This is a genomic window from Hydrogenophaga sp. (assembly GCF_018780385.1).
Lineage (GTDB): Bacteria > Pseudomonadota > Gammaproteobacteria > Burkholderiales > Burkholderiaceae_C > Hydrogenophaga.
Window position 1 is genome coordinate 1 of record NZ_JADMJO010000158.1, and the last position, 4,969, is coordinate 4,969.

Sequence of the window (4,969 nt, forward strand, 5' to 3'; positions counted from 1 at the left end):
ATTCGGTGGCAGCGGGCATGCCGTTCCAGCCGTTCTCGCAGAAGCTGGCCCAGGCTTCGCGAAAGCCATCGGCTGGCGTGACCTGGCCGTCGTGCCAGCGCGCGCCCTGCACGTCGCCGGTGCGGTTCAGCGGGCCGAGCACGCCGGTGGCGTAGTGGGCAGCCTCCTGCAAGATGGCCTCGACCAGGTCGGGCGTGGTTTCTTCATGGCCGGGCTGGGCACAGATCGCATCCAGGCCTCCGACTTCCTTTATCGTGAACAGCATGTCGCGCAAGGGCGCGGCGTAGGTAGACATTGATTACTCCTCTTTGTGGGTTCAACCCGTCAGCCCCATAAGGCATACATCCATGTATGACCCTACCCACCAGGACAAGGCCCGGTCGATCAACCGCTTCAGGGCGGCTGAATTCCTCAGGCGGCTTACGAAGCAATTACTTGGTATGACAAGATTTCTAGAAGCCGTTGAAGCGTGCGAAGTTGTCGACCGGCTCACGCTCGGTGCGCACGTGGTTCACCACGGCCGCGGGGTCGGCATAGCCCAGTGCCATGCCGCACAGCACCATCTGCCTGTCTGGGATTTGCAGGGCTTCAGCCAGAAGGCGCTGGTATATGGCCCAAGCCATCTGCGAACAGGTATCCAGGCCTCGTGCGCGGGCCGCCAGCATGATGTTCTGCAAGAACATCCCGTAGTCCACCCAACTGCTCTGCACCATGCGCCGGTCTAAGGTGAAGATCAAACCGACCGGCGCATCGAAGAAGGTAAAGTTGCGTGCATGTTGGGCGCGCATGGCATCCGTTTCTCCCTTGGAGATTCCGACCGCGGCATAGAGAGCAAAACCGCATCGGCGCCGCCTGGTTAGGTAGGGCTCGAAGAACTCGGCCGGGTAGATGTCGTATTCGGACTGGTGCTCTCCCTCTTCATGGTGAAAGGCGTGCAGTACACGGTCGCACAAGCGCTTCCTCGCTTCGCCCGCCACAGCAATAACCTGCCACGGCTGGGTGTTGGTGCCACTGGGCGCGCTGGCTGCCACCGACAGAATCTGGGCTACCGCTTCTTGCGGCACGGGGGTCGGCAGAAAGGCGCGCACGGAACGACGTTCGCGGATCACCGCATCAATCAGCATGTCGCGCAAAGGCGCTGCGCAGACAGACATTCACTCTCTCCTGGTTGCTGAGCTATTCTGGTAAGCACACCGACATGCCGTTGCCGAAGAAGCATTCGTGCGAATACATCGATGCCGAACGTCCATGGGGCGTCTCCTGGGTGTACTAACAAGCGGTATTCTGGGCACTCGGCCCATACGCGTCTTGCCCGCCAGTGCATGGCGAGTTGACTTTGTATGCACAAGGCAAAACCCGGCTGACAGCGGTTGGACGTTCGCATGAAAGGGTGGCGAGCGGCCACGCGATGCATCATGAGTAGCGCTTTGCTGGCTGCATCCCGAGTCGAACTTGTTCGGTGTAGGCTTGGGGTCATTCCATCGCCAAACCATGCCATGACTTTGGTAGTGCATAGCTTCTGCTAAGCGCAAGATGATCGGGGGCATAGCGACGTTTCATCGGTTTGCGGGCAGCTTTATTGGTGTAATTTCGGATTCAGCGCAAGCTATCGTTGCTCCCTTTAACTATGTTGAAACCCGTCGTCACGGTTCCTGTTTTCGCCGTGCGTGGCCTGCTCGACGGCGCGCGCAGCAAAGGACTGGCCACCGAGTCCTGGCTGGATGGCGTTCTGGCGCAGGCCCGCATCGCCGAGTCGCTGCTGCATCTGGAGCAGTCGCGTGTGACCATGGAGCAATACATCGCACTCTTCAGTGCTGTGAAGGACAGCTTGGACGACGAATGCCTAGGCTATCTACACGGTCGGCCGTTGCGCTGCGGCAGCTTTGCGCTGATGGCTCGCTCTACGCTCGGGGCCAAGACGCTGGCAGCCGCCTTGCAGCGCTTGAGCGCATCCTTCACCCTGCTGCAGGACGACCTGTCGCTTGTGCCCGTCTCTGATGGCTTGCTCAAGGGTGCTGCGCTGGACGTGCGCCGCGCTGCGGGCGAACATTCCGACTTCCTGCAAGGGCTGCTGTTGCGCGTCTTCTGGCGTCTGCTGGTATGGCTACACGGCGGTCGGCTGGTGCCCAGAGGGCTCGATTTCGCCTTCGAGACACCGCCGTGTGCTGCAGACTATGCCCAAATCTTCTCAGGCACGTTGCGGTTCGGGCAGGCGCGGTCGGCGATCTGGTTCGAGGCATCCGCATTCGCGCAGCCGATGCGCCGTGACACCGCCGCGCTCCAGACCTTTTTGCGCGCCGCACCGGGCAACCTGATCGGCCCGCGCCTGATTGAGCGGACGGCTAGCGCGCGGGTGCGCGCGCTATTGCAGCAAGCGAACCCGGAGTGGCCCGATCTGACTATCGCCGCGCAGCGCTTGCACATGTCGGTAAGCGCACTGCAGAGGCATCTGGCCGTGGAGGGTAAGTCATTTCAGGTGCTGAAGGACGAGTTACGGCGCGACATGGCGATCATTCGGTTGACCAGCACCGATGCCGCGCTGAGCGCCATCGCCGCCGAGTTGGGGTTCGCGGACAGCACTGCCTTCCAGCGGGCCTTCAAGTCATGGACCGGCAGCACGCCAGGTGTCTATCGTTCCCGCACCCAAAAGACGTAGCGCTGCTTCGACGCGGTCGCACTCAAAGCGAAGAGCACAGATGCCCGCCATCCACTGGTACGCAGGCGCCGGTCATCCACGACCCGGCCTCGGTCGCGAACAGCAGGAACAGACCGTTGAGCTCCTCCGGCTTACCCAGGCGGCGCATCGGGATGCGCTTGATAAGCGCCTTGCCATGGTCGGTATCCCACATGGCATCGGTCATCTCGGTGTCGATGTAGCCCGGTTCGATGGCATTGACGCGAATGCCGTGGCGCGCCCATTCGAGTGCCAGGCTCTTAGTCATGTGCACGACTGCAGCCTTGGACGTGGCATACAGCATGGCGCCCAGCATCACGCGCTCGCCCAGGATCGATGCGATGTTGATGACTGAGCCTCCCCGCCCCGCATCCACCCAGCGCTGCGCGGCACGCGCGGCCACCAGCCACACGCCGCGCACGTTGGTCTCCATCAGCGAGTCGAAGTCGGACGCAGACAGCGTGAGCGACAAGGCGTCGTTGGAAGCCCCGGCGTTGTTAACCACCACGTCGAGGATGGTGCCCGAGGCGTCTATCTCGGCGAAGGCGTCGTCGATGGACTGCTCGGAAGCCACATCCATTTCCAGCACCGTGACCTGAGGCGAGCCGAGCTTTTCGAGCTCTTGGGCGAGCTTGTCGAGCCGCGCCTTGCGCCGCGCCCCAATCACCACCTTAGCCTTGCAACCAGCAGCCAGCCGGGCGAAGTTCTCGCCCAGGCCCGACGAGGCCCCCGTGACCAGCACCCGCTTGCCTGCCAGCATTGCACCCAGATCCATCATCGTCTCCTTGCATCTTCAGTTCGCCGTCGATGCTGGGAGGTTAGCGCAGGGCCGCTCGGCTGCGGGGTTGCCTCGCCCCCCCCCATCCGTCGAAAGAGGCGCCTTGTCAGTTGATCGAGACCATCCGTCATTGCCGCGCCAAGCACCGCTGCCTACGATTGCCTGTATGCCTTGGGCACCCTGAGCGCCGCACGAATGCACGCCACGGTGTCGACGCTCCGGTCCCGATGGACTGCGGCGTCCGGGGGCAGATTCAGGAGACGACAAGTGCTGCAACAGTCACCCATGGAATGGTCCATCGACCGTGCGCCCATTGAGGGCAGGATAGATGCGACGGAAGCGATTCTCAAGGACTCCTTCCAGCGCTGGAGTCTTTCCTCCCCGGCGAAGGCAGCTGCATTCCGGGCGAAGTTGCGGCGGCACGAATTCGCCGGGGCCTCCTTGGTATGCACCGTGACCGGTCCTTGCGTCGCCCAGTCTCCTCCTGGGCATTCGCCATTCGACAATGAGTTCTGCCTGGGGCTGCAGCTGAACCTGGGCGGTCGAGTGCAGCTGCAGCATTGGGACACGCCAATCTGCGAGGGCGACATGTTCCTTTGGCGTACCGATCAGCGGCAAGACTATGAGGTGCTGGAACGAACCCACAGCGTGTCGTTGATGATTCCCTGGAAGCTCATGCGCGAGCATCTACCGGGCCGCAAGCAGCCGCCCGCAGCCTGCCGCATTGACAGCCACACAGGCGTGGGCTCACTGCTGAGCCAACACCTGATGGGGTTGGCCAAGGAGATCGGCGCCGTGCCGCCCTCCGCACACGTCGCCCTATGCCGCATGGTGATCGGGCTTCTGGATATTGCGCTGCCAGAGCCGGAGAGCACCACTCGATTCACGACCATGGCCGCGTTGCGCGAACGAGCACTGGCCTACATCGCCCAGCATTTTCAAGAGGATGACCTGAGTCCGGCACGCATCGCCGCGGCGCACGGCATTTCACTGCGTTACCTTCATGCGCTGTTTGCGCAGGGCGATACCACGGTGGTCGGCCACATCCTGGAAAGCCGATTGCAAGCGTGCTGGCGGTCACTCGTCGACCCGGCCTGCCGGCACCTGCAGGTCTCGGCGATCGCGTTTCACTGGGGCTTCAACTCAACCAGCCACTTCTGTCGCGCGTTCAAACAACGCTTTGGGGTGTCGCCCAGCGATGCACGCGACATGACTGCTCACGGCTCCGTCATTGCTATGGTCGAGTCGGCCGGGTTTTCCCTTGCACACGCAAAGTCAACTTGCCATGCACTGGCGGGCAAGACGCGCACGGGCTAAATACCGACCATATGCCCTAGACAGACTGAGAACGCAGAGATTCGACGCTTCGCTACCCCCTTGTGGGTGTGCGGGCATGACCCCGGGGCCACATTGCTGGCCAAGTTTTCAAACCTTCACCGTACCAACTTTCTGAGGAGCGCTTCCATGCTGCCGCAACTGCACCGCCAACCCTGGATGGACAGCGACATCGAGACCTT

General features: G+C 62.3%; 5 protein-coding genes. 2 read left to right on the forward strand and 3 right to left on the reverse strand.

Annotated features, from left to right (window positions below; translation table 11 throughout):
- Both IV113_RS25945 and IV113_RS25950 read right to left on the reverse strand, forming a co-directional pair.
- Positions 1 to 295, reverse strand: a 295-nt coding sequence (locus IV113_RS25945; RefSeq protein WP_291091303.1) for an acyl-CoA dehydrogenase N-terminal domain-containing protein, incomplete at its 3' end; no start/stop codon positions are given.
- Positions 296 to 452: 157 nt separating this feature from the next.
- Complete coding sequence (locus IV113_RS25950) at positions 453 to 1,154, reverse strand: nitroreductase (protein ID WP_291091305.1); 702 nt, start codon at positions 1,152 to 1,154, stop codon at positions 453 to 455.
- Between the two features lie 473 nt (positions 1,155 to 1,627).
- On the opposite strand from IV113_RS25950, the gene IV113_RS25955 reads away from it, so the two are divergent.
- Positions 1,628 to 2,656, forward strand: a complete 1,029-nt coding sequence (locus IV113_RS25955) for an AraC family transcriptional regulator (RefSeq protein WP_066084138.1) — start codon at positions 1,628 to 1,630, stop codon at positions 2,654 to 2,656.
- 22 nt (positions 2,657 to 2,678) lie between these two features.
- Here the strand turns inward: IV113_RS25955 and IV113_RS25960 are convergent, their stop codons facing one another.
- Positions 2,679 to 3,449 (reverse strand): SDR family oxidoreductase, encoded by a 771-nt coding sequence (locus tag IV113_RS25960; RefSeq protein ID WP_066084880.1) that lies wholly within the window; start codon positions 3,447 to 3,449, stop codon positions 2,679 to 2,681.
- Between the two features lie 288 nt (positions 3,450 to 3,737).
- Here IV113_RS25960 and IV113_RS25965 point away from each other — a divergent pair, with 288 nt between their 5' ends.
- Positions 3,738 to 4,769, forward strand: a complete 1,032-nt coding sequence (locus IV113_RS25965; RefSeq protein ID WP_291091309.1) for a helix-turn-helix domain-containing protein — start codon at positions 3,738 to 3,740, stop codon at positions 4,767 to 4,769.
- The last annotated feature ends 200 nt before the right edge of the window (positions 4,770 to 4,969 follow it).